Source organism: Salisaeta longa DSM 21114 (assembly GCF_000419585.1).
Lineage (GTDB): Bacteria > Bacteroidota > Rhodothermia > Rhodothermales > Salinibacteraceae > Salisaeta > Salisaeta longa.
The window spans coordinates 2,935,120-2,958,958 of sequence record NZ_ATTH01000001.1; the positions used below are offsets into that span (position 1 = coordinate 2,935,120).

The 23,839-nt window shown below is 64.7% G+C and carries 19 protein-coding genes; 11 read left to right on the plus strand and 8 right to left on the minus strand.

What is annotated here, in order from left to right; genetic code table 11:
• The first annotated feature begins 91 nt into the window (after window positions 1–91).
• Complete coding sequence (pncA, locus tag SALLO_RS0112340) at window positions 92–718, plus strand: bifunctional nicotinamidase/pyrazinamidase (RefSeq protein WP_022836617.1); 627 nt, start codon at window positions 92–94, stop codon at window positions 716–718.
• Window positions 719–763: 45 nt separating this feature from the next.
• Here the strand turns inward: pncA and SALLO_RS0112345 are convergent, their stop codons facing one another.
• The 6 genes from SALLO_RS0112345 to SALLO_RS0112370 form a co-directional block, all read right to left on the minus strand.
• Entirely contained in the window at window positions 764–1,153 is a 390-nt protein-coding gene (locus SALLO_RS0112345) for a response regulator (protein WP_022836618.1), read from the minus strand.
• Between the two features lie 208 nt (window positions 1,154–1,361).
• Complete coding sequence (locus SALLO_RS17005) at window positions 1,362–2,894, minus strand: endonuclease/exonuclease/phosphatase family protein (protein ID WP_022836619.1); 1,533 nt, start codon at window positions 2,892–2,894, stop codon at window positions 1,362–1,364.
• Between the two features lie 233 nt (window positions 2,895–3,127).
• Window positions 3,128–5,497: a PAS domain-containing sensor histidine kinase gene (locus tag SALLO_RS17010; protein WP_084696287.1), complete on the minus strand. Its 2,370-nt coding sequence runs from the start codon at window positions 5,495–5,497 to the stop codon at window positions 3,128–3,130.
• A 180-nt stretch (window positions 5,498–5,677) separates the two neighbouring features.
• Complete coding sequence (gene accD / locus SALLO_RS0112360) at window positions 5,678–6,523, minus strand: acetyl-CoA carboxylase, carboxyltransferase subunit beta (RefSeq protein ID WP_022836621.1); 846 nt, start codon at window positions 6,521–6,523, stop codon at window positions 5,678–5,680.
• Between the two features lie 105 nt (window positions 6,524–6,628).
• A complete protein-coding gene (locus SALLO_RS0112365; protein ID WP_022836622.1) occupies window positions 6,629–7,909 on the minus strand; it encodes a lipopolysaccharide biosynthesis protein in 1,281 nt (426 codons plus the stop codon).
• Between the two features lie 148 nt (window positions 7,910–8,057).
• On the minus strand, window positions 8,058–13,106 hold the full coding sequence (locus SALLO_RS0112370; protein ID WP_028567223.1) for a C25 family cysteine peptidase: 5,049 nt from the start codon (window positions 13,104–13,106) through the stop codon (window positions 8,058–8,060).
• 151 nt (window positions 13,107–13,257) lie between these two features.
• Here SALLO_RS0112370 and SALLO_RS17915 point away from each other — a divergent pair, with 151 nt between their 5' ends.
• The 8 genes from SALLO_RS17915 (at window position 13,258) to SALLO_RS0112410 (ending at window position 19,820) form a co-directional block, all read left to right on the plus strand.
• Window positions 13,258–14,079: a glycosyltransferase family 2 protein gene (locus SALLO_RS17915; RefSeq protein ID WP_022836624.1), complete on the plus strand. Its 822-nt coding sequence runs from the start codon at window positions 13,258–13,260 to the stop codon at window positions 14,077–14,079.
• 318 nt (window positions 14,080–14,397) lie between these two features.
• Window positions 14,398–15,132 (plus strand): MotA/TolQ/ExbB proton channel family protein, encoded by a 735-nt coding sequence (locus SALLO_RS17020; RefSeq protein ID WP_022836625.1) that lies wholly within the window; start codon window positions 14,398–14,400, stop codon window positions 15,130–15,132.
• A 96-nt stretch (window positions 15,133–15,228) separates the two neighbouring features.
• Complete coding sequence (locus SALLO_RS0112385) at window positions 15,229–15,507, plus strand: hypothetical protein (RefSeq protein WP_022836626.1); 279 nt, start codon at window positions 15,229–15,231, stop codon at window positions 15,505–15,507.
• 40 nt (window positions 15,508–15,547) lie between these two features.
• Window positions 15,548–16,147: an ExbD/TolR family protein gene (locus tag SALLO_RS0112390; RefSeq protein WP_022836627.1), complete on the plus strand. Its 600-nt coding sequence runs from the start codon at window positions 15,548–15,550 to the stop codon at window positions 16,145–16,147.
• A 53-nt stretch (window positions 16,148–16,200) separates the two neighbouring features.
• Window positions 16,201–16,659 (plus strand): ExbD/TolR family protein, encoded by a 459-nt coding sequence (locus SALLO_RS0112395; RefSeq protein WP_022836628.1) that lies wholly within the window; start codon window positions 16,201–16,203, stop codon window positions 16,657–16,659.
• A gap of 111 nt (window positions 16,660–16,770) precedes the next feature.
• Window positions 16,771–17,184, plus strand: a complete 414-nt coding sequence (locus SALLO_RS0112400) for a DUF4293 family protein (protein ID WP_022836629.1) — start codon at window positions 16,771–16,773, stop codon at window positions 17,182–17,184.
• 42 nt (window positions 17,185–17,226) lie between these two features.
• The gene (locus tag SALLO_RS0112405; protein ID WP_022836630.1) at window positions 17,227–18,732 is read left to right on the plus strand and encodes a carboxypeptidase M32; all 1,506 of its coding nucleotides are present in this window, start codon (window positions 17,227–17,229) and stop codon (window positions 18,730–18,732) included.
• A complete protein-coding gene (locus tag SALLO_RS0112410) occupies window positions 18,729–19,820 on the plus strand; it encodes an RluA family pseudouridine synthase (RefSeq protein ID WP_022836631.1) in 1,092 nt (363 codons plus the stop codon). The genes SALLO_RS0112405 and SALLO_RS0112410 overlap by 4 nt, the downstream gene beginning before the upstream one ends.
• 28 nt (window positions 19,821–19,848) lie before the next feature.
• On the opposite strand, the gene mce is transcribed toward SALLO_RS0112410, so the two are convergent.
• Both mce and SALLO_RS0112420 read right to left on the minus strand, forming a co-directional pair.
• Entirely contained in the window at window positions 19,849–21,009 is a 1,161-nt protein-coding gene (mce, locus tag SALLO_RS18295; protein WP_084696289.1) for a methylmalonyl-CoA epimerase, read from the minus strand.
• Between the two features lie 81 nt (window positions 21,010–21,090).
• Complete coding sequence (locus tag SALLO_RS0112420) at window positions 21,091–21,747, minus strand: hypothetical protein (protein ID WP_022836633.1); 657 nt, start codon at window positions 21,745–21,747, stop codon at window positions 21,091–21,093.
• Between the two features lie 329 nt (window positions 21,748–22,076).
• Here SALLO_RS0112420 and carA point away from each other — a divergent pair, with 329 nt between their 5' ends.
• Both carA and SALLO_RS17920 read left to right on the plus strand, forming a co-directional pair.
• Window positions 22,077–23,225, plus strand: coding sequence for a glutamine-hydrolyzing carbamoyl-phosphate synthase small subunit (carA, locus tag SALLO_RS17030; protein ID WP_022836634.1), 1,149 nt, complete (start codon window positions 22,077–22,079; stop codon window positions 23,223–23,225).
• A 146-nt stretch (window positions 23,226–23,371) separates the two neighbouring features.
• Window positions 23,372–23,818 carry an energy transducer TonB gene (locus SALLO_RS17920; RefSeq protein WP_022836635.1) on the plus strand — a complete coding sequence of 149 codons (447 nt, stop codon included), beginning with the start codon at window positions 23,372–23,374 and terminating at the stop codon, window positions 23,816–23,818.
• Window positions 23,819–23,839 lie beyond the last annotated feature (21 nt).

Genomic DNA, 23,839 nt, shown 5'->3' on the forward strand with positions numbered 1-23,839 from the left:
AGCAGCGACACCGCCCGCCCGCATGAACGTATCGGGCGCTGCGTCATACAGTCTTTGTGCGATGTCTTTTGCCACTTTTCGACGACGTCTTATGCAGGCATTATTGGTCGTAGACGTGCAGAACGACTTTTGTCCGGGCGGGGCGCTTGCGGTGCCCAATGGCGATGCCGTGGTGCCGGTCATCAACGATCTCGCCGCGGCTTTCGATCATGTGGTGCTGACGCAGGACTGGCATCCGGCGGGGCATCAGTCGTTTGCGTCATCGCACGACGGAAACGAACCGTACGACACCATCACGGTCGATTACGGCGAGCAAATCCTGTGGCCCGATCACTGCGTGCAGGGCACCCCGGGGGCCGCGTTCCATCCCGACCTCAACGTCGATGCAGCCGAGCTCATCATCCGCAAAGGCTTTCGGCCCACCATCGACTCGTACTCGGCGTTTTACGAAAACGACGGCACAACGCCCACCGGCCTGACCGGCTACCTGCAAACGCGGGGCATCGACACCCTCGTGGTGGTGGGGCTGGCCGCCGATTTCTGCGTTCGGTGGACGGCCGTGGACGGCCGCGACGAGGGCTTCAGCGTGTCGGTGGTGGAAGAGGCCACACGCGGCATCGACCAGGACGGATCGTTGGATGCGGCGTGGGGCGCAATGAACGACGCCGGCGTGCAGGTCATCTCGGCCGATGCAGCCCGGGCCCAAGCGGACGCATAGCGCAGGCGGGCGGGAGAGCCCTGAAGCTGCACGTGGCGGGGCTCCTTAGGCGTCAGCTTCCAGCACGCGTGCAATGGCGCCGGTAAGATCGTCGCGCGTAAACGGCTTGCTGATGTACGCGTCGAAGCCCGCCTCCAAAAAGTGATCGCGGTCGCCGGGCATGGCGTAGGCGGTTAGGGCAATGGCCGGCACGCTGCGCAGATGATCGCGCTCCCGTAGCAGGGCGAGCAGGTCGGTGCCGGTGCGCTGCTCGCTCAGGTTGATGTCGAGGAGCAGCACATGAAACGTGAGCACATCGGCGGCTTCCAGGGCCTCCTCTACGCCATCCACCACCGTAACGTCGAACGACGTTTTGAGCAGGTGATGCAGGAGCAACTGCGTTTCAGCGTTGTCTTCTACGGCAAGGACGCGAGGCAGAGTGGCGGGCGCATTCATAAGCAACACGGAAGTCGTGAGAACCGGTTGTTGAGCAGCTGTTTGGTAGAACGGTTGGCGCTACGCGCCCTTTGCCTTTTGACCTACTTGCTAATCGGCTTTTAAGAGCTATACGTTGCTTGGCGGCCGTGTATCCGTCGAGCCCACCGATTGGATAAAACGTTATGTTCTAGACCGAGCATGCTGCAGGAGGTGAGCCGTGGAAACGCTATGGGGTGTCGCGGAGGCGGACATCCAAGACGACCGGCAGATGGTCGGACGCGGTGGCGGTATCGGAGGCTTCGAGACCGTGCGCGGATAAAACGGCGGGGGGCATGGCCTGCGTATTCAGCACAAACGACTGCGTAGCGCGCAGCACGCTGTCGCTGTAGTAGAGGTAGTCGAGCCGCCCCGGCGGATACGAGCTTTCGGGGTCGATCCACGTAAAGTGCAGCGGGCGGTGCGTTTCGCGGGGCCGCGCATCCACCAGCGGCGTGCGATCCCAGTCGGGCGCCGCGTCGGGGCCGAGGCGTGCGTTGTGGATGATGTCGCCGGTGCGCAGGGTGTTCGGCTGCTGCGCGTGGCCCACAAAGTTCATGTCGCCGCCCACAAAGATCGGGGCGTTGGCCGGAACCGCGACCGGAGCGGTGCCCGCGCGCACGTCGCGGATGAACGCCGCCACCCGGTCCACCACCCACTGGCGCATCTCATTGCGCGTGGTGGCGCCGTCGGCAAAGTTGCAGCACGGCGGATGCATCAGGATAAACAGCGAGGGCACGCCCCACCGCTCGCGGGTGTCGAGCACGAAGGCCGCGCTTTTCCAATCGTCGTAGCCCGGAATGGCGTAGCTGTCAAGGATCGGATAGCGGCTGACGGCCACCAGGTCGAGCCCGGCCTTGGCCGCGTGCCACGTGGGCCCCGGCAGCAGCTCGGCGACCACCTGCCGCGTAGCCGATGCGCTGCGCTCATAAATTTCCGAAAAGCCCCACACATCGGGCGCGAGCGCCTTAAAGAGGCGGGTGTACGCGCTGCGGGCCCCGGCATCGAAGAGGCGGCTGCGCAGCACGTTGTAGGCTACTACGCGCAGCGTGCCTTCGGTACGGTCGAGCGTACGCGGCGCAAGATCTGGAACGGAGACGACGGGCGTTACGACGTACGCGATGCTGCCCTGGTCGGGTGCGGCATCGCCCGGTGCGGCAAGCGCCACGCGGAGCGTGTCGGCGGTAAAGAGCGGCGCGTTGGCCACGGGCGTGGCGCTGCGGTCGAGCGTAAGCTCGAAGCGGTTGGCGCGCACGGTGGGCAACGAGCCAAACCCGATGGCCTCATGCGCAATCGTATGTTGGGTGCCGTCGGGGCCCACCACGGTGCCCGTGCGCTCGCCAAAGCGCCAGACGAGCTCCGCCCCGTGGGCCGTGACGCCGGTGGAAGCCTCGCCGTCGGTATTCAGGTAGAGCGCGAGGGCGTTGCCTTCCTGGAGGTTGAGCGGGGCCCCCGTTTCGAAGCGCACGTACAGCCGCTCGGCATCGTGGCTCACCCACACGCGCTCCAGGTCGATGGATGCGCCGTCGCCTGCAGGATCGGTGTGCTGCAGCGCCCCGGCGGGCCAGTCGGCAAACCGGCCATCGATGAGTACGCGGGCGGCGGTTGCAGTATCGCTACGCGCCTGCGATGCGGCGGGCGGCGGCGACGCAGTATCCGACTGGCATCCGAGCAGCGCGCCCAGGAGGAGCGCAAGACAGGCGGTAACACACGAGCGAGGCATACAGGCAGGCGGCAGGTTGGTAAGACAGGGACGCCCACAGCATACAAAAGCCGCCGGACGAATGGAAGCGTGCTGGGCTGTGTTTAAAAACACCTCGCGGACTGCGCCCGGTTGGAGAGCCGCTGCTGATGCGTTGTTCTGCATCGCTGTAGGCCCGCTACCCCTGCTTCGAACGCCGTGCAGCTCGGGCTTCCCCCACGGGCTCGCGCTCACGTTGATTTTTTAAACACAGCCTAACCGCCGCGTTGCTCTTGGGGCAACCGGACGGTGAACGTGGTGCCGTCGCCCGGCGTGCTCTCTACCGCAATGTCGCCGCCCATCAGGTCGACGAGGCGCTTGCAGATGGAGAGGCCCAGGCCGCTGCCTTCGTGGGTGCGGCGGTTCCCCGTCGACTCCTGAACGAAAGGCTCGAAAATCTTCTCCTGAACCGCGGGATCGATGCCCACGCCGCTATCGGCCACAGCAAACACCAGGGCGCCGGGCTCGGGGGTGCACGAGAGGGTAACCTGGCCGCCCTGTGGCGTGAACTTGAGGGCGTTGTTCAGCAAGTTTTGGATGATGTGCTGCAGGGCATCGGGGTCGAGGTGCGCCTCAATGGGCGAGGGGGGCAGCTCAAGCGTCATGGCGACGGCCTGCTGACGTGCCTGCGCCTCGAAGAACGCGAAGGTGTCGCGGAGGTGGTCGCCTATGTCCAGCAATTGAGGCGACAATGCACGCGCACCGGCCTCTAGCTGCGAGAAGTCGAGGACGGCATTGAGGGTGTCGAGCAGGCGGCGGGCGCCGCGACGGATCAAGCGGGTAAAATGGGTGCGTTCCTCGGGCGACGTCTCGATCAATTCGGCAAACCCAATGATGCTGGTAAGCGGGGTGCGCACTTCGTGGCTCATATTCGCCAAAAACGCCGATTTCATGCGGCTGAGCTCTTGGGCTTCATCGCGGGCCGCGCGCAGGGTGTCTTCTCGGGTGATACGATCGAGGACCGCCTCGGCATTTTGCGCCAGGATTTCCAGCAGGCGCACGTCAAAGGGATCGATGCCGTTTGTAGTCACCGAGGCCACCGAGATGATGCCATGTCGGCCAATGGGGATGTAGGCCGCATGCTGCAACGGTGCCCGCGTAAATCCATCCTCAATAGCTGTTACGTCGTCATAAACAGCGGTATCGCCCGTGCGGTATGCTTCCGCCACGATGCTCGCGCCATCCACGGCGTACACCGGGCGCGGCGCAATTGCGACATCGCTCGTTATTTTGGTGTAATACGGCACCAGGCGGTTGCCTTCACGCAGCCGTACAGCACTAATCGAATAGCCAAAGACCGCATCGACAAGGGTCAGGATGAGTTCGGCCACGTCATCGGCCGTGGTGGTCGCAAGCAAATCGCGAGAGGCCTTGTAGAGGGCCTCAACCCGCCGCTCGCGCTCTTTGCGCTGGCGCTCGGCGTCTTTCAGTTCGGTGATGTCAATCATGACGCCCACCAGCTCGTCGACCTGTCCGTCGCGCGTGAGCACGCTCACCACGTCGCGCAGCCACACCACCGAGCCATCGGCCGCAATCATACGGTAATCGAACGAGTGGCGGCGCTTCTCCTCGGTTGCACGGGCGCAGTAGGCCGGCGCCCAGGCGCGGTCGTCGGGGTGCATGTGCTCCTGCCAGAAGTTGGGCTCGTCGAGCCAGCGCTCCGGTGGGTACCCCAACAGGGCCTCCGCCTGCGGGCTAACGTAGGTGAACTGAAACGTATCGGGGGTGCCGCGCCACAGGATGGCCGAGGTCGACTGCACCAGGTCCTGAAACTGCGCCTCCTCGGCCTTGCGGCGGTTTTCGAGCTGCTGGTGCTGCGCAAACGGGACGACCGTAGACAGCACGAACGAGGCCCCGGCATGCGTGAGTTGCGTTGTGGTCACGTACACGTGCAGCGGCGCCCCGTCGGCCCGCGCAAACGTCCAGTCGCCGTCCAGCAGCTTCGCGTCGCTTGCAAGGGCTGTTGCATAGGCCGCCTCGGCGCGCTGCTGATTTTGGGGGGTAGAAAAGAGAAACGGAGCAAACGGCTCTCCATGAAGCTCGGCGGGCGTGTACCCGAGGATGTCGGCGTAGGCGGCATTTACGTACACAAACCGCCCCTCGGCATCGGTCAGCGCGAGGCCCGCCGTGGTGTCGTCTAAAAGGGCGTGCGGCGGGGGTCTAGTAGGCAACGGGCGGGCGGGTGATGGAGCCGCGAGGGCCGCGAGGTCGCGCAGCGTCGTCGCGGGATCGGCGGGCAACTGCTGCGGCGTACGGGGCGCCGGGTCCACCGCACAGAGCACAGCCGCCGCGCCGTCATCGGGCGGCGGCAGCGACGTGCCGGCAAGGAAGCGCAGGTCGTCGGCCGCGAGCGCCGCCACGTCGTCGGACGCACAGTCTGGGATGCAAAGGGGCGCCTCGGCAGCGTGTACGTAGGCGCACACCGCCCGCAGCGCCTCATGCGAAAGCGGCAACGCACCGTCACACGCAAGCACGCGCCATCGCTGATGCTGGCGGATGCCAATGAATGCACCAGGTGTTTGAAAGACCGACGCGGCAAGCCGCGCAAGGCGTTGCGAAGTAGAAGGCACCGAAGGGGTGGACACAGTAAAACGGGGCGTTTTACGCGCCGATCAAATTCGATGGACCGGTCAAATCCGACGGATACGCTCCAGCGCGCAGCGACGCGGGTGCACAGAGGGGCCGTCTCGCGTCGGCCGCGTCGCCACACAGCGGGAGATCAACGTCGTCACAGCTCACAGCAAGCTGGAAGGTGCCGTACCGCCTTATTCCATCAAAAGGTCCAGCAAGTGCCCGATGCGCTGGCGCATGCGGCGGCGGTCAACGACCATATCGACGAAGCCGCGTTCGAGCAAAAACTCGGATCGCTGGAAGCCTTCGGGAAGGTCGGAGCCAATGGTTTCGCGAATCACGCGCGGCCCGGCAAACCCGATGAGGGCCTCCGGCTCGGCGATGTGCACGTCGCCCAGCATGGCAAACGAGGCCGTAACGCCACCGGTGGTGGGGTGCGTAAGCACGGAGATGTAGGGCAGGTTGGCTTCATCGAGGCGGGTGAGGTGGGCGCTCGTTTTGGCCATCTGCATGAGGCTCAGCGCGCCCTCCATCATGCGCGCGCCGCCGCTTTGGGAAATGATAATCAGTGCGCGCCCCTCGGTGTAGGCCCGCTTGACGGCCCGCGCGATAATTTCGCCCACCACCGAGCCCATCGAGCCGCCAATGAACCCGAAGTCCATGGCTGCAATGGAGAGCGGGTGCCCGTAGAGCATGCCCGTCGCCGACTGGGCCGCTTCGTTCCGGCCGGTCTTTTTCCGGGCCTTCTCCAGCCGTTGCGTGTAGGACTTGCGATCTTCGAAGTGAAGGGCATCTACCGAGAGCAGGTCGGTATCGTGCAGGGTGTAATCGCCATCGTCGAACAGAAAGTCGAAGTAGCGATGGCTATCCATCCCAAAGTGATAGCCCGAGCTTGGAAAGACGAGGAGGTTGTCCTCCAACTCGCGGCGCGTGGTGATCTCGCCGGTTTTGGGGCACTTCACCCATTGCCCCTCGGGCATGTCGTTCTGGTCCTCGCGGGCCGTGAGGATACCAGCTTTTTTGCGTCGGAACCAAGTCATAGTCTCAGTAGCAGATCCCAAAGAGCACATCATCAGAAGGTGCACGCTACGGCGCGCAATTCCAAATCCAACACCAAAAATGCAAAAACACCGGGCGGCGGGCGGTCAGGACAGCGCGTGGCGGGTGGCCGCAACGATGGAGGGGCGCACGCCCACGTGCCGCGAGACGGCCCGATACACCCACACGTTGCGGGCTGCGAGGCTCACGGCCGTTGCGAGGGCCGCGCCCAGCGGACCCATCAGGTGAATGCCCACGAGGTTGAGCACAAGGTTGAGCGCCGCGATGGCCACCGAGATGCGCATGCTGAGGCGCTCGTGTCCGCTTGCCACCAGGAGGACCGTTGCGCTTCCGGTGGCTGCATTGGCCAGGTAGCCGCCCACCAGGCACAGCAGCAGCGGGTGGGCGGCGGCATACGACGGGCCAAAGAGCGCGAGCAGCGACGTCCCCGCCGCCACGAGCACGCCCGCGACCAGCAGCGACGGCCAAAAGTGAAGGTGCACGAGGCGATGGACCAACCCGGGAAGCGCCGCGCGGCGCTCATGCAAGCAGCGCGCCAGGCGCGGGGCGCCCACGGCATCCACCGCGACGCCCACGAGGGTCGTGACCTGGGCAAGCCGAAGCGCCACGGCGTAGAGGGCCACGTCGGCTTCCGGGCGCAGCCCGCCCAGCATCAGGACGTCGCTTTTGGAGAGGACGAGCGTGGCGCCGTCGGCGATGAGCAAGGGCAGCGCCACGGCGAGCAGGCCGCGCGGGGCAAACGACGGGGCTGCAGACGAAGCGGGCGGCGCGGGGGCTGCCCGTTGCAGGCCCCACGCGCCCCACAGACCTGCCACGGCGCAGAGGCCCACCAGCAGGAGCGTCGGCGAGGCCCCCAGAACCCACACGCCGCCCACGAGGCCCCCACCCAGCAGCACAGGACGGAGCACCTGCGGCGGCCCGTACGCCCACTGGGGGCGGTCGGCCAAGCGCAGGCGGTTGGTTTCGAACAGCGACAGCGCGGTCGGCAGCAGAAAGAGCCCGGCCCAGCCCAGCGCGGGCCCCGCGATGTCGTACGTCCACAAGAGGCTCAGCAGGCCGGCCAGGGCGAGGCCCACGCCGCCGATCAGCCAGCGCCCCGTGCGCAGCACGCGCCGCGGCGTTGGGGTTTGCGGAAGCACCTGAAAGAGCGCCGACGGGAGTCCCAGCGCGGCCAGTCGGGCCAGCACAAACGTCCAACCCAGCGCCAGTGCGTAGGTGCCATAGTCGGCCACCGAGAGCCAGCGCGCCAGCAGCACGTGCGTGGCAAACCCGAGCGCGCCGCCCACAACGTGCAGCACCAGCACCGCGCCGGCGCCGCGCGCCAAGCGTGTGGTGAGGTGATGCAGCACGTTGGAGCGAAAAGGCACGCGGTGCAGCCGGTTGGTTGATGAGGCGCTGTCTGAACATCCTTCGGGCCCTGCGCCCGGCCGGAGGGTCGCTACCGTGGCTTTGAGCGCCGTGCAGCAGCATCGTGCGCCACGGGCTCACCAAGCCACTGGCTTTTTCGGGCAGCGCTTAGCGAATGACCACCACCTTGCCAATCTCGCCGGAGTGGGTTCCATCCTCGGCGTCCATCCGCACGCGGTACAGGTACACGCCCGTGGCCACGCGGTCGCCGTCGGCATCGCGGCCGTTCCAGCGCAGCATGTTCCATCCGGTAGTGCGCAAGCCCAGCCCGTCGTTCAGGGTGGCGCCATCAAACGTGCGCACGAGGCGGCCCGCGACGGTGTAAATCCGAAGCTGAAAGTTCTCGGGGCGCGTGCTTCCGCCTTTAACCCGAAAGGCAAAGGTGGTGTGCGTGTGCATCGGGTTGGGGTACGGGTACATGGCCTCAATCACCTGATTTTCCTGCACGCGGAACGTGACGAGCGCAGGATCGGCCATGGCATTGCCTTGCGGGTCGCGCGCTTCCACCTTGAGGGTGTAGGTCGAGTCGCGGCCGGTAAAGTCGGGCGTGTAGAGCAGCCGAACCGACGATGAATCGTCGTTGGGATCGGGCGGCTGCAGCTTGAGGGCCGGGCCGCTGAAGGAGACGCGCCGGTAGGGCGACCCCAGGCCAATGTTTGGCGCCGGCAGCCCGCCCTTAATCGCGACCGTGTAGAGGCTCGTGTCGGCCAGCGACGCATACGGATTGTCGTCTTGCGCCACAATCTCGAAGGTGGGCGTGGTGGAGACGAACGGCAGCGCCGGATCTTGCAGGTTGGAAAGCGCCGCCGGGGTAAACGGTAGGGCGCGGCCCTCCACCAGTACCTCCACCACCGGCGCGCGCGCATCGGACTGCACCACAAACGAGCGCACCGCGACGTTATTGAAGGTGCGCGCCTCCGCGAGGGCCGTATGGGCACGAACGGCCAGCTGGTTGCGGCCGTCGCGGTTAAACGTGGGCACCGTGAACGTCACGGAAGCCGTCGCGCGGGCCTCGAGGCCGGCGAGCGTATCCACCGGCACGGTCGTCGATACGTTCTGGGCATCGGTGAGGGTGTACGACACCACAACGGGTGCATCAGCCGGGGTGTCGCTCAGGTTGCGCACCACGGCGTCCACGCGCAAGGGCGCGCCCTCGCGGAGGGTGTCGGCCGAGAACGTGAGGGTCGACGGGTCGATGGCCAGCTCCGGCGGCGGCACGAAGCCTACGGTCCACCGGTTCAAGTCGGGCGCTTGGGCGCTGGTGGAGTCCACGAAGGTGCCCTCCAAGAAAATGCGTGGATGAGCGCGGGCGTCGATGGACGACAGGTCGATGGTTCCATCAAGGCCCCGGCGCTCGCGGAAGAGGAGGGTTGAGTCGCGGGCGGAGAAGACCGAAACGCCAAACTGCGCGGTCGATGACGCCGCGTTGGCCTGCCAGGCGAGGGATTTCCATGCGCGCACCGGACCAATAGCGGGCGTCGTGGTGATGCCCTTCTGGTGGGGAAAGGTGGGCGTGAGCTCCAGGAAAATATCGGGCGGATCGTTGGGGCCGGGCGGCGACACGCGCTCTATGGTGCGCTGGGGGTGGCCCACCTGCGTGGCCAAAATCCACAGATGGTTGTACGTAAGGGTATCCATGGCCGTCGTGTACGGCTGCGGCGCGGGCTGCGTGCCCAGGTTGCGGAACAGATCCTTCACGCGGTCGGGAATTTGCGGCCCGCTCCGGCGGCCCAGGTGGCGGGTGCGCACGTACACAAGGTTTTCATCGCGCGCATGCTGGTCCAAAAAGGCGGCGAGCTTATCGATGGCCTCCGTCTGATCGCCCACATCGTCTTCCAGGTCATCGCGCAGGTCGAAGGTCGGAAAGGACTCGCTGGCGATCACCTCGCTGCTGCGTTCATCAATGACCAGCACGCTAAATCCGAACTGCAGGTACGCGTAGTTTTGCGCGCCGTAGGCGAACCCGCTGTTGCGCGAGCCGCTTCCGCGCTCGGAGTTGATCTCCAGCGGAATGCTAAAGGTGTTGAAGCTCCATTGCTGGGGCGCATACGAGATGCGGGTCGTGGCGTTGGCCTGAAAGAGCGGATCTTGCTGCAGCCAGCCCGCTTCTGCAAACGCCGTGGCCACGGTAAACCGCGCCGTCTGCCAGGTGCCCTCGGTAGATGCGATGCGGGCGCGCCAGTAGTACGTGGTGTTGTCGAGCAGCGGCTGCGAGGGTTGCCAGGCAAACGTGTAGTCGTCCACCGCTTCCTCATGGGTGCGCAGGGCCGGCGAGTTGAAGGCGGCCGTGGTGTCGAGCTGAATGACGATAGGCACGGACGTACGGCGCACGCGCTGTACGCTGCCCTCCAGCGTGGGACGCCGCGTAGAAACGCGGGCGACGTCGGAGGGCGCGAGCAGCGTGAGGCCGGCATCAAACACGGTGGTCGATTGCGCGCCGGTGTTGTTGGTTTCGTTGGCCTCGGGGTAGCGAGCCGTCGCGTCGGCGCGCGCGGTAAACGTGTTCGTGCCGGCGGTCTCGGGCGTTAGCTGGATCTCAAACCGCGGCGCCTGCCCTTTCGCAAAGCGTGGCACGCGCCGGTCAAACACCTGCGTCTGACCGTCGGGGCGGGTCCAGCGCAGCCGGACGTCTACGCTGTCGCGTGGCACGAGGCCCAAATTCCTGACGGTGGCGGCTACCGTGATGCGATCGGTTACGTTAGGGGGCGACGGCGACACCTGCACCTGCTGATTGCGCACGCGAAAGTCGGGCCGGTCGGCGATGCTGATGCGCGTGGCGGGGTCGCCCAGAAGGCCGTACTGCAGCAGGTGGCGCACATAAAACGAGCTGGACCCGAACTGATCGGCAATCTGGCTCTTGGCGGACTGCACCGCGCGGCCCAGCACGCGCATCGTGTCGGTAAACACGCGCACGTTCACCGCTTCGTTGATGCGCGCAGAGGGCAGCAAGTAGCTCAGCGCCGACGACCCAAAGTGCGCGATGCCGCCATTAAGAGCGCCCGGCTCCACGCTGCCATCCGGGGCAATGCTTCCGACCACCAGTTGCTCGCCAAACGAGGGCGCGCTGCGCACCTCGAAGCGCCCGCCCGCAAACGCACCGGTACGGCAGCCAATAGACATAACGACCGGCAGGCGGCCCGCATTGTCAAAATCGGACGGCGGCGCGGTCACAATCTCCCACGTCTGTGCAGCCGAGTGGCCAAAGTAGTTGAGCCAGCCCGCCCCCTGCGCGAGGTCCGCGGCCAGCGAGTCCTGAAAGCTGATGTCAAGCGCCTCGTCGCTCCGCTTGTAGTAGCGCAGCGTATCCATGCCCGCCGCGTACAGCGAATCGGGCGTGCCGGTGGCCAACTCGCCCCAGCGGTTGGAGTAAAACTGCAGCGACTGTTGTTCGCTTGCACGCACGCCGCCCGCCAAGAGGAGCATCCGTTGCTGCCAGGCATCGAGCGGGGCCTGCTCGTAGGTGCGCAGCTTCTCCAAAAAGAGATCGCCCTGCGCGTTGCTGCGCACCGGCACGCGGCCAATGGCTACGATTTCGGTCCAATCGTTTGGTCCGGCATACTGCATGGCAAACCAGGGATCGGACGGCGAGAAGCCGTACGAGGGTACGCTCCACGGCGGACGAGGCGCCAGGCCCTCCGTCTCAATGGGAAATTGGGCGTCGGCCCAGATGGTCACAAAGCGGGGCGGCGTGCTCCATTGCCGGGTGCTGTGCACAAAGCGCCGGATGGCCCGCGGGGTGGGCTGTCCGTAGTCGAACTCGTCGAAGAGGTCTTGCACGCGCACGATAGCCGTGGAGAGCCCCGTTTCCGACCGCCGATAGCTGGCGAGGCGCTCGGCGGACGGGCGAAGCGCCTGCGTGGTGATGATGACGTACTCGGCAGCGTGGGCCGAAGGGGTGCCCCAGTTGCTCGGCGTATCCGGCACGACGGCCGCGGGCGTTCGGTAGGCCGCATCCGATACCGCGTGGAAGGTGGCGCCGCCCGCCGGGAGGTCGGCCGTAAACGTAGCAGTGGTATTTTGCGGCGTGAGCCGATAGCGGGCGCCGGTGGCGGGGCTCCACACCGTAAACGCCGATGCGGGCGTGTTGGACAAGGTGAAGGTGCGCGGGCCGTCTGCGGCTACGGCAAACGACTGCGTGCCATTGGCTGCAAACGACAGATTGCGCGTGTAGGTGGCCTCTACCCAATCGAGAAGCACGTAGTTGGGCGTGCTGGCAGGCGGGGGGCAGTTGGGCAACGCGAAGTTGGCATTCGTCGATACGATGCGTAATGCGAGGGGGCCGTCCGGCAGGCGGTCTTGGGCGATGGAGGCCGTTATGGTTTGCCGCTGCGCGCCCCGCCACTCCACCGTTTCCAGCGTCTCGTAATTGGCACCCCCCAGGTCGGCCTTGAGGGCCACCTGATGGCAAGACGACGAGGCCGCATCCAGGCGCACCGTAAGCTGCAAGGTTTCGCTGGCCGATGCCACGCGGCGCTGGGTAGGCAGCGACAGATCGAAGGGGATGCTGCCGGTGGTATTGTGCGTGAAGCGCCGCCAGAAATACCCCTCGGAGGTGGTGTAAAACGGATTTCCTGACTCATTGGAGCGGCCGTAGTAGTAGCGCGTGTCCTGCTCGGCGTGCACGGTGTCGCGGATGGTTGTTTGTGGCGGCTGCGCGACGGGCGAGGGCGGCGAGGTGTAGCGCCGGCCGGGCGCGCCGCCCCACGTGAGCCAGTAGTATGTGGTGTCGGTGTAGAGGCTGTAATACGTGCTGCTTTGGCCTTGCGGATCGGGGTAGGCCCAGCCCTCGTCGGTGCCGCGGTTGCGGTGCCCGATGAAGGTGAGCCGGTCGCTGGGGTCTACGCGGCCGTCGGTGGTGCCGGTAAGGTGCAGGGGTACCTCGCGCCCGTGCACCAGCAGGCGCAGCGACTCAGGCGCGATGTCGCTCAAACGGGTGCCGCTGGGAAGGGCGCCGCTGAGGGCTTGCGCCGAGAGGCGGTAGACGCCATCCGCAACAACGGCGATCCGCAGGTGGGGCGCCTCGGGATTATACCACGCGGCTGCGTCCACCCGCTGTGCATGGGCCGTGTGAAAGGGCGCAAGCGCGCACGTCGCCAGACCAAAGACAAGACAGAACAGCAAACAACGGGCCCGCAGGCGAGAGGTAAAACCGATCATCGGGAGACAGGAGCGTAGGCAAGCCGTTCGTGCGGTGTCGAACATTACGCATGAGTAACTTGTGGAACGGCCAAAGGTTTTATGCCCACGGTATGCTTTAGCGAGGGCCACCTGTTTAGCGCATCCGCTCCCACTCACCATTACATGCCGCATGCACGCACCGGCCGTCTCCGTGCTCATTCCAACCCACAACATGGAGGCCCATCTCCGGATTGCACTTGCCTCCATCCTCGACGGCCACTTTGAACCGCTCGAAGTGATTGTCATCGACGACGGATCAACCGACGCCACCGCAGCGGCCCTGCGCGCCTTTACGACGCCAGGCGCGCAGCGGTACGACCGGCGCGTGCGCACCCTGTGGCAGTCCCACCGTGGGAAGTCGGCAGCGGTGAACAACGGCATACGCGCCGCCCGCGGCACCTACCTAACCATCGTCGATGCAGACGACCGGCTGCCGCCGGACAGCCTGACGCGCCGGTACCAGCGGGCCACGGCGGGAACGGGCGCGGCCTGCGTGGCGGGGGCGTTTGCCATCATTGATGCAGAAGGGCAGGAGCTTGGACGCCGCCCGGTGCCCGCGGCCCGCGATCCGCATCGGCTCCTCCAAAGGTTTTTTGTGGCGCCGCACACGCCGCTGCACCTCAACACGTGTTTGCTGCACCGTGAGCTCGTTGCCACCGTGGGCGCACTGGACGAGCGCCTGGCACGCGGCGAAGATGTTGAGTACCTGTTCCGCGTCCTCAAGCACATCGACCACGTGCCCGTCGTCGACGCGCCGGTGTACCACTACCGCAAGCACCGCCGCACGCTAAGCGAACGGCTACGGGTGCGATGGGTGACCGGGCGATGCCGCCAGGAGATTTATCGCCGCCACGCGCCGGAGGGCTGGGGGCCTCTCGCCACAGGCGCGGCCGTCGCGCTCGATCTCGGAAAGATGTGCTATGAACTTGTGAAAGGATATTATCCGTCGTAGGATGTATGACGTGCGGCGTGCAGAATACACGGCCGCCGCGCCGCCCGGCGCGGCGCAACTTAAATAAGTTGAATTTTGCGCTATGTGCTGCGAGCGGCGCACGAGCCGGTGCGTTTCCATGCCGTTGGGTGTGGGAATATTTTGACAAGCATCTTCGCGTTTACTATACTGATGCAATGTGATGGGACCCTGTGCACTGTGCAGCGTCGCGTCACATCCAACACGAAACAACACAATTGTGCGCTACACGCAGGTAGCGCTTGGCTTCTACGCCCCCATGTACTTACTCACTGATTCTACTGAGGACAAAGCCTACCTATGGTGATTCTCGATAAGTTGACGGTTTCCCTCCTGTTGATGCTACCGCAGGCCAACGGTGGTGCCATTAATGCCTTGGTTCAGCGCTTCAACGAAGGCGGAGCCTGGATGTGGCCGGTGCTCATTTGCCTGATCATCGGTCTTGCCATCGCGTTTGAGCGCATCATCTCGCTCAACCGCGCCGACATCAACACCCGCGAGTTCCTGCAGAATGTAAAGGAGGCCCTCGATGAGGGCGGCATCCCTGCGGCCGAGGAGGTATGCGCCGAGACGCGCGGCCCGGTCGCCTCGGTCTTTCAGGCCGGCTTGCTGCGTGCCAACGAAGGCATCGACGCCGTCGAGAAAGCTGTGGTGTCGTACGGCTCGATCGAAATGAGCTTTCTGGAGCGCGGCCTTGTGTGGATCTCGCTCTTCATTAGCGTTGCCCCGATGCTCGGCTTCCTGGGTACGGTGATTGGCATGATCCAGGCCTTCGATGCCATTGAGAGCGCTGGTGACATTTCGCCGCGCTTGGTGGCTGGCGGTATTAAGGTGGCGCTTCTTACCACCGCGTTTGGCCTCATCGTAGCTGTGATCCTGCAGTTCTTCTACAACTACGCCGTGTCGAAAATCGACCGGATCGTGGCCGAGATGGAAGATGCGTCTATCGAGCTCATCGACTCGCTCGTGCTGCTGAAGGATGGCAAAAAAGTGCTTGGTGAGAAAGACGTGCCCGAGCAGATTGCAAACGAGTAACGACGTTTTGTCGACAGACGGTGCCCCCGGCCGGACGGTCGGGGGGGCTGTTCTGCCACCGCACGTTTCCATGTATCTAACCCACGCAACGTTATCATGAGTGGCAACACCATCCTTTACCTTTGCATCTGGGCCGCCATCATCCTGGTGGGCTTGGGCGCTGTTACCATTTTGGGCGCTGGCTTGCGGAGCTTGCTACAGGGCCGCGCCGAACCCCTCGGTGTCTTTATCATGGCCATTCCCGTCGCCCTGCTGGCCATCCTTGGGGCTACGATGTCCACATGGGCACAAGCGGGCATCATGACCGTTCTCGTAATGTTCGGACTCAGCCTCCTGGGGCTCCTCTTTACCGGCATACGCGGGCTCTTTACCTAGCCCTTGCCCCTCTGGTTTTCTTGATGCAACCCTGAACGTTATGGCTGGATTTTTTAAAGACGACAACAAGCAGCGCCGCGACGCGGAGATTCCGTCGGGCTCTATGGCCGACATCGCGTTCCTGCTGCTCATCTTCTTCCTGGTAACCACGACCATTAACGTGGATACCGGCATTGGCATGACGCTCCCGCCAAAGCTGGAACAAAACCAGGAGCCGCCACCGGTGAAAGAGCGTAACATGCTCAAGGTGTTGGTGAACGCCGAAGGCCAGGTGCTTATTGAAGAGGAGCCGGCGAGCGTTGCCCAAATTCGTGGGGAGGTGCGTCGGCACGTGCTCAACTACGGGAAGCAACCCGACTATGCCGTGAGTCCCTCGGACGCGGTGATCTCCATCAAGACCGATGCAAAGACGACCTACCAAACCTACATCAAGGTTCTTGATGAGGTGTGGATGGCGTATCGCGAAATCTGGGGCCAGGTGGCGCGCACCGGCCAACTGCCAAATGGAGAGACGGTCCTGCAGAAAACCTATCCGAGCTATCAAGAATATCGTGCATCGCTGGAGCCGGGAGAGGAAAACGTGATCCGTGAAAGCATTGGCGCGAACATTTCGATTGCCGAGCCGGATCTGGGCAACTAAGCCTCTGCGCGCTTCTCTGTCTCCTGCATACGACGTAACCAACCAACTACGTTATGGCGTCTGAACATTTTCAGTCTCGCAATACCGACACGTCCCCGGGAATATCAACGGCCTCCCTCCCGGACATCGTGTTCATGCTGCTCATCTTCTTCATGGTTTCGACGGTCCTCCGCGAAACCAACTTGAAGGTGCGCACGCGTCTCCCGGCGGCCGAGGCCCTCACAAAGATTGACCAAAAGCGGCTGATCTCGTACCTCTACATTGGGCCGATCAAGCAAGGGGAAAACCAGGGCCAAACGGCCATCCAGATTGATGATGCCCTGATTGAGAATAAGCAAGCCATCCGGCAGATCATGTACACGAAGCTGCAGGAGCAGCCCAAGCTGATCGTGTCGATGAAGGTCGATCGGCGGTCGCAGATGGAGGTTGTGAACGAGGTGCAGCAAGAGCTCCGTGAAGCGGGGACGCTGCGTATTAACTACTCGTCTACTCCGGCGAGCCCCGGCTCGTAACCGAATCGGTATCGATGGTGGAACGTACAACCGAAAGCCCTGCCGCTGTGGCGGGGCTTTCGCTATGTTCAATCGGTATGTCTTTCCCCAACGGACGTTCACGAAGCAGCTATGATTCAACGCATCCAATCGGTGTATCTGGTACTGGCGGCCGTGGCGCTTGCTAGCCTTCCCTTCTTGAACTTCGATGCCGGCGTGTCGCTCGCGTGGTTTACTCCAACCGTCATCGGCCTTTCGGGGCTTGCCGCACTAAGCGCCGTGGGCTGCGTGGCGCTTTATGCCAACCGTGAACGGCAGTTGCAAGCCGTGCAGGGGGTCCAGGTACTGGTGATTGTGCTGGCTGGTGCGTTCTACGGCGGCCTCTTCCTTGCCGGCGGTCTTGCCGTTCAGGGCGCGCAGGGCATTTTGTGGCCGAATGTAGCCGAGCTTGCCCTCCCCATTGTTGCATACGGATTGCTGGTGCTGGCGCGCCGCGGCATCAAGAAAGATATCGAGCTGGTGGCGTCAATGGACCGCCTCCGGTAGGCAGCGTCTCGTTCTTTTGGTGACTGGATAGAGGTGTGGCATATGAGCGATGCACTGGAAGCGCTCCGCACGCGACTTGCGAAAATTGAGGATGTGAAGCACGCGGCGGCCGTGCTGGCGTGGGACCAGGAAACGTGGATGCCCCCGGAAGGCGAATCGGGGCGCGCCCAGCAGTTGAGCACGCTGCACACGCTCGCGCACGATCTGTTCGTGGACGATGCCACCGGCGCGCTCCTCAACATGGCGGAGGCGGCGGCTACGCAGCCGCTGGATGCCGACCTGGTGCGTGTGGTGCGGCGCGACTATGAACGCGAGCGCACCGTGGCCTCCGACCTGGTGGCCCGCCTCTCCGAAGCCGCGGCCCGCGGGCAGGCAGCGTGGCAGAAGGCGCGTGCCAACGACGACTTTGAGGCCTTTGCGCCCCACCTGGAGCGGCTGGTGCAGCTCAACATCGAAAAAGCCGAACAGCTGGGCTACGACGACACGCCCTACGATGCGCTGCTGGAGGAATATGAACCCGGCTGTACCACTGCTACGCTCGTCGATACGTTTGGCGCACTGCGCCGCGCGCTGGTGCCCATCGTGGAGCACATCGCCGCGGCGCCCGCGCTGGATGCGTCGCCCGTGCATGGCCCCTTTCCCAAAGCGCAGCAGCGCACGTTTGGCGAGGCCGTGATGGCCGACCTCGGCTACGACTTTTCGCGGGGCCGCCAAGACGAGTCGGCGCACCCGTTTACCACCGCCTTTGGCATCGATGACGTGCGCGTAACCACGCGGTACGATACGTCGTTCTTCCCCACGGCCTTCTTCTCGATGCTCCACGAAGCGGGGCACGCGATGTACGAGCAGGGCCTGTCGCCCGACCTGGCGCGTACGCCCCTGGCCGAGGGCGCATCGCTGGGCATGCACGAGTCGCAGTCGCGCCTCTGGGAAAACATGGTGGGCCGCAGCCGCGCCTTCTGGACGCACTACTTCCCCAAAGCGCAAGCGGCCTTCCCCGACGCCCTCGCGGACACCGCGGCGGAGGCGTTCTACCGGGCCATCAACCGCGTGGAGCCGTCGCTTATCCGCGTGGAGGCCGACGAGGTGACCTATCCGCTGCATGTGATGGTGCGCTTCGAGTTGGAGCGCGCCCTCATCGAGGAGCGCCTGACCGTAGACGAGCTGCCGGCGGCCTGGAACGCCCGCATGGACGAGTACCTCGGCGTCGTGCCCGATTCCGATGCCAACGGCGTGCTGCAAGATGTGCATTGGTCGATGGGCGCGTTTGGCTACTTTCCCACCTACGCCCTGGGCACGCTCATGGCCACGCAGCTGTGGGACGCCATTGAACGAGACATACCCAACGTAAGAGCGCAGGTGGCGCAGGGGCAGACTAGCCACATCCTGGAATGGCTGCGCACCCATATCCACCGGCACGGGCGGCGGCGCACGGCCGAGGAGCTGCTGCAGGATGCCACCGGCGAGGGCCTTACGGCCGACCCCTGGCTCGCCTATGTCCGCAAGAAATTCGGCGCCCTCTACGGATCGATTCCCCAAGCCGCATGAGCGACGCGTTCGACCCCACCGCATACGACGCCGAGGTCACCCGCGCGGGCAACGTCGTGGAAGTGACCGTGCCCACAGAAGCTACGCCCGTGCGCATCGACAAGTACCTGACGCGGTTTTATCCGCAGGCCTCGCGCACCAAAATTCAGCGCAGCATCAAGCAGGGCCACGTGAAGGTGAACGGTGCCGACGTCAAAAAGTCGTACCCGGTAGAGCCCGGCGACCAGATTGTGTGCCGCCTCATTCAGCCGCCCCCGCTCTCCGCCGATCCGGAGGCCATTCCGCTCGATGTGGTGTACGAAGACGAGCACCTGCTGGTGGTACACAAGCCCGCCGGCATGGTGGTGCATCCTGCGCCGGGCCATCGCAGCGGAACGCTCGTGAACGCGCTGCTGCATCACGTCGACGGGGCCTCGGTGGCGCCGGACGATGAAGCGGCTGCCGATGACGTCGGATTGTCGATGGTTAACGCCCTGCCCGCGCGCCCCAACCACCCCGTGGTGCGGCCCGGCATTGTGCACCGGCTCGACAAGGGCACCTCGGGCCTTTTGGTGGTGGCGAAGCGCGATACGGTGCACCGCGCGCTGGCGGCACAGTTCAAGGCCCACACCATCGATCGCGTCTATCACGCCATCGTCTGGGGCCGTCCCGATCCGCCTGCAGGCACAGTTTCCGGTGCCATCGGCCGCGACCCGAACCACCGGCAGCGCATGGCTGTGGTGCCGCCCGAGGACGGAAAGGCCGCTACCACGCACTACGAGACAATCGGGGCGCTCACGCACGTGGCGCACATGCGCTTTCAGCTGGAAACGGGACGCACGCACCAGATTCGGGTACACGCCCGCCACATGGGCCATCCCGTGCTGGGCGATCCCAAATACGACGGCGCCCGCGTGCGCTACGGAACGCAAAGCGGATCCCGCCGGCGCTTCTTTACCAATCTGTTCGAGACCATGCCCCATCCGGCGCTGCACGCGCACCGCCTCGGATTTACACATCCCGCGACCGGCGAGCACCTCACCTTCACCGCCGACTGGCCCGAGGACGTCGCGGCCGTGTGGGCGCGCCTCCAAAAAGCGGGCGAGTGACGGCGTGGTGCGAGGTCGCGTGTAGGGTTTACGGCGCAGGCGTCGGCTGGAAAAAGTCCACAAGCACGTCGGCGAGGAGCTTTGTGGGCCCGTTTTGCAACCCGTGGCGCGCGCTTGGCACCACCGCCAGACGGCTGTCCGGGACGGCATCGTGCAGCGCAAGCACATCGCGTAGCGGAAAGAGATCGTCGCGGTCGTTGCCGCTCACCAGCGCCGGCACGCGTAGCGCCTGGGCATGAGCCTGCATCGTGTCGGAAGCCTCGGGCAGGGCGGGCACCCAGTCGTGCATGGTTTGGAAGAGCCGCCGCCAGTCGGTGTGTGCGGTGTCGAGCGATGCCGCCACGGGGCTCGGAACGGCGTCTGGGCGCAAGCGGCGCTGCATCCCTCGCACGAGCGCCGCGTCCCAGCTGACGGTGGTGCCGTGCATGGCCAACCGGCGTACGCGCTTCGGGTGGCGGAAGGCGTATTCGAGCGCCATGTAGCCGCCCATCGAGAAGCCAAACACGTGTGCGGTGTCGATGTCGAAGGCATCGAGCGCAGCCCGCGCGTTGGCCACAAACAGATCGGGGCCAAACGGCGCTTTGGCAAACGGCGACTGCCCGTGGCCGCTAAAGTCGACCGCCACCACCCGAAAATGCGCCTCCAGGCGGTGGATCAGCCCCGCGAGTTCGGTTTCCACCGAGCCGGCTGCGCCATGAAGTAGCAGCAGGGGCGGCAGGTGGCGCGCGCCGGCGGTGTACGCGGCCAGCGTGGTGTCGCGAAACGGAATGGTGTGTTGGTCGGGCGTGTACGCGGCCTCCTCGCAGCACTCAACGAGCACGCCGTGGGTGTCCTTGGGGTGCAGGAAGAAGATGCGTTTGCCATCGGCGCCCGGCTGGGGCGTGTCGCTGAGCGGTGTGTACCCGGCGTCGCGCAGTCGGTCGAGCGCGGCCTGCGCGTTGGGCACGTTGAAGGCAAGGTGGTGAATGCCGGGCCCGCGTCGTTCGAGGAAGGACGCGATGGGCGAATCGTCGGAGGTGGCCTCAAGAAGCTCCAGCTTGGCCGACCCGGCCGCGAGGAAATGGGTGCGCACGCCCTGGACGTCCACCGTCTCGGTTTTGTAGGGCAGCACGCCGAGCAGGTCGCGGTAGCAGGCCCGAACCGCCGCGGCGTCATCCACGGCAATGCCAATGTGCTCAAGCGAGATCATAGAAGGAAGCAGCGCAGGGAAACGAACGAGGGGTACCAAGAAGGCCGTTGCGCGGCCGTTCGTCAAGGCTGCACGCAAATCTCACGAATCCCCAAGCACAAAGGTGAGCGTTGTTTCGGTAGGTACCGGCCGGCCTTTCGCGCGCGCCGGGCGGAAGTAGGCGCGGCGCGCCGCCGCCAGCGCGGCCCGCTCAATCACCGGCGGCAGCTGCTGCACCGGCACGGCCCGGCGGGCGTCGGCCGACCAGCGCCACCGCTGAATGATGGCAGCGCGCTCCACGCGTCCCAGGCTGTCGACGTGTACCGCCACGGTGACCCGCGCGCGGAGACGCTTCAGCACGTCGTTGGGCACGCGCGGCTGTACGGCGCGAAGGAGACGCGCGCCGACGTCTGGACGCGTACGGGCCGCTGTAGGGCCGTCATCGCCCCGCTGGGCGCGCGCATCCGTGCCAAAGAGCTCCGCCGGAATGGTATCGTCGAAGTCGGTGCGCGCCGGAATGATGACGTCGTTGGGTACCACCACGGGCCGCGGGGGGCGCGGCGGGGGCGGACGCAGCTGTTGGGGCTGCTGCGTGGGCGGGATGTCCTGCAGCGTGATCACCTCCGCAGCGCGCGTGCTGTACGCATCGGCGGTGGAGGCCTGGCGCGGCATCGCAGGCCACAGGCGCACGGCGGCAATCAGCAGGGCCAGCACGCCGGCCAGGCACGCAAGCAATCGCAGCCGGTATCGAAGGCGCATCGGCATGGCACAACAACGCAAAAGACAGCGCAGCGAGAAACAGGCGACTGCGCAGATCCTCTATCCGCTTTTGATGCGCGGTTCACGCAGCCCGCATAAATTACGAAACCATGACGGTTGCGTTGCATTCAGCACCGAAGAGAAATTGAACAAACCTGCACCCTGCTGTGCACGCCACGTTACGGCATACGGCCCCCGGCGACGGGTGTCCATCGGATCAGACGCCGATGCGGCACGCCGCCCGCGTCGTTTTCCACCTTCCCATTCGTTGATGGGGAGGTTTTTTTATGCCTGTTTTTATCGGTTCTGCTGCCAACTGCCCGCTTTTTATGCCTCAGGACGCTGCTGCTTCCCACGATTCTTCCGCTCCCCCTGCTACGCTCGCCCTTGCCGATGGTACCGTTGTACATGGCACGGCCATTGGACACGTGGGCCTTACCGGCGGCGAGTTGTGCTTTAACACGAGCATGACCGGCTACCAAGAGATCATGACAGACCCGTCGTACGCGGGGCAGCTCATGATGATGACGTACCCGCACATTGGCAACTACGCGGCGAGCGACGAAGACATGGAGGCCGAGCGCCCGATGATTGCCGGGTTCATTGTGCGGTCGTTTACCGCCGACCCCTCAAACCCGCAGGCCACCGAGACGCTCGATGCGTTCATGAAGCGATACGAGCTGGTAGGCATCACGGGTGTCGACACGCGGATGCTGGTGCGGCACATCCGGGAGAAGGGCGTCATGAACGCCGTCATCTCCTCAACGGAAATGGACGAGGCGGCGCTGGTGGAAAAGGCCCAGGCGTGGCCCAGCATGGAAGGGCTGGAGCTGGCGTCTCGGGTGAGCGTCGATGCGCCGTACACCTACGCCGAAGGCGACGGGCCGCGCATTGCGGTGTACGACTTTGGGGTGAAGCAAAACATTCTGCGCTCGTTCGCGGCCCGCGGGTGCACCGTGCGCGTATGGCCCGGCGAGACGCCGTTTGCCGAGGTGCAGGCCTGGCAGCCCGACGGCCTCTTTCTGTCGAACGGCCCCGGCGATCCGCGCGCGATGCCGGACGCGATTGAGACCGCGCGGGCGGCGTGTGCGAGCGGCACGCCGGTGTTTGGCATTTGCCTGGGCCACCAGCTGATGGCGCTAGCGCACGGCGCCGACGTCTACAAAATGTTTGTGGGCCACCGGGGCGCCAACCATCCCGTGCAGAACCTCGACACGCAGCGCGTGGAGGTAACGACCCAAAACCACGGCTTTGCGGTGGTAGAAGAGAGCATCGGCGACGACGTAGCCCGCGTTACGCACCGCAACCTCAACGACGAGACCGTTGAGGGGCTGCGCTTTAAGCAGTTTGCCGGGCTGTCGCTGCAATATCACCCCGAGGCCTCGCCCGGTCCGCACGACAGCCACTACCTGTTCGGCGAATTTCTGGACCTCATTGAAGCGGTGGAGCAACCCGCCGGCCCGGCAGACCCGTCGTAGCGCCAGCGGCTGCCTAGGTAGCCAACCTAAAGGACTTTCAGGCGACGCCTAAAATGCTGCAGCCCAGCGGAAAGTATCTAGCAGTAGCCGTCCAAAGCCAGGCTCCGGACATACGCAAGCCTCCTACACCTTTGCAAAGCTGAACAATGACCAACAATCACAAGCTGCTTGGCGTGGCCTGCATGCTATCAATCGTGTTTGTAAGTGCGTGTACGGCGAGCAACAACGCGCGTCAGACGTCGGGCCGCTCATGGAAAGTGGCTGACAAATACATCGTCGCATACGACACGGTGTACGCTGAGAACGATGTAGATACACCGCCTGCGCCGATAGGCGGTATGAAAGCCGTCTACCAAAACTTGGAATATCCCTCGGAGGCTCGGAAGAATAGAATTGAGGGGACGGTGCATGTGCGCGTTGTGGTTTCTCCGGAGAGCTTGGCGACAAATCCGGTGATCATTCGGCCTGTGCATCCGACGCTGAACAAGGCGTCCGTACGAGCTATTTTGAAGTCTCGTTTTAAGCCGGGTCGGCACAACGGTCGAGCGGTGCCCACACAAATGACAATGCCGGTCAGTTTCGAACTGTTGTGACGACGCGCGCACCGGTTTTCT